Consider the following 507-nt stretch of genomic DNA (forward strand, 5'->3'; position numbering starts at 1 on the left):
TTTACATTATCCTGGGAATTATTTAAGTAGGCATGGGAATCATAGAAGAAAGTATTATCAAGATCAAGGACTTAAAGTTATCCGGTTAAGTAAGCTCTGGGATAAGTACCCTAGACATAAGCCTTTTCAAGGATAATAATCTCTGACTATGAGTATATACTTTTTCTCCGTAGGAGGAAAGGTATATTACATGTTACGTTAAGAGGCATTAACCATTAATAATCATAAACAATGAAGATTCTACAAAAAATCAAATCATTATTCAATTGTTCTGTAATACCTCCAGAACATATATTCAATGGTATAGGAATAGAATATATAACTCCTATCAAAAAATCCAGGGATAAGCCTGATGAAGTTCGATATTATTTTATGATTCATTTTCAATCTGGGTTAGTAATCAAAGTTCAGATATATACTTCTGAAATAGAAGTACCACCCATTCTTCTGTCTATCAGGGAACTATTTATAAATGGTATAGGACATTCATATATTACTCTGTATCAA

At 30.8% G+C, this 507-nt stretch carries 1 protein-coding gene; it reads left to right on the forward strand.

From position 1 onward, the window contains the following. Positions 1–231: 231 nt before the first annotated feature. Positions 232–507: hypothetical protein (locus IE258_RS41665; protein ID WP_229892807.1), on the forward strand; the 276-nt coding region annotated here is incomplete at its 3' end.

The sequence above is a fragment of the Streptomyces tendae genome (assembly GCF_014650435.1).
Taxonomy (GTDB): Bacteria; Actinomycetota; Actinomycetes; order Streptomycetales; family Streptomycetaceae; genus Streptomyces; species Streptomyces tendae.